Source organism: Nocardia sp. 852002-20019_SCH5090214 (genome assembly GCF_001665865.1).
GTDB classification, from domain to species: domain Bacteria; phylum Actinomycetota; class Actinomycetes; order Mycobacteriales; family Mycobacteriaceae; genus Nocardia; species Nocardia nova.
Map to the genome: position 1 here is coordinate 1 of NZ_LZMK01000243.1, position 705 is coordinate 705.

The following is a 705-nucleotide window of genomic DNA, read 5'->3' on the forward strand; positions in this document are numbered from 1 at the left end:
TTGCGGCCGGTGTAGACGCCGCGGGTCTTTGCCGCGGCGATCCCTTCGCGTTGACGTTCGAGGATGAGTGCGCGTTCGAACTCGGCGAAGGCGCCCATCACGCTCAGCAGCAGGTTCGCCATGGGCGAGTCCTCGCCAGTGAAAGTCAGGTTCTCCTTGACGAATTCGACTCGTACGCCTTTGCCGGTGAGGGTGCGCACAAGCCGGCGTAGGTCGTCGAGGTTGCGGGCGAGGCGGTCCATGGAGTGCACGATGACGGTGTCGCCGTCACGCACGAACGCGAGCATCTCGGCGAGCTTCGGCCGCGCCGAGTCCTTCCCGGAGGCCTTGTCGGTGAAGGTGCGTTCGACATCGACGCCGTCGAGCTGGCGGACGGTGTTCTGATCGAGAGTGCTGACCCTGATGTAGCCGACGCGCACCGCGCGACCCCCCTTCTCACCCGGAACGTCCAGTTAGATTCAAAGAACCTAGCAGACATGCGTCAGAAAATGTGGTACGCCACCCTATTCTGACGCAATTCACCGGCCGGCCGATTGTGGTGTTGGGGTGTACCCCAGATGCGCAGGCACTGCCAGCACCACGCTCCGCAGCTGCGGCTGTAACGTGTTTCACTTCTGAGTGTCAACGGATTTCGGAGGGGACCGAACACAGATGCTGAGCTTCTTCGTCGAACGCGATGGTCGACTCGTCGCCCAGAAACTCGCC

At 62.4% G+C, this 705-nt stretch carries 1 protein-coding gene; it reads right to left on the reverse strand.

What is annotated here, in order from left to right:
• Positions 1-419, reverse strand: a 419-nt coding sequence (locus A5780_RS19305; RefSeq protein WP_064909163.1) for a recombinase family protein, incomplete at its 3' end; no start/stop codon positions are given.
• Positions 420-705: the final 286 nt, after the last annotated feature.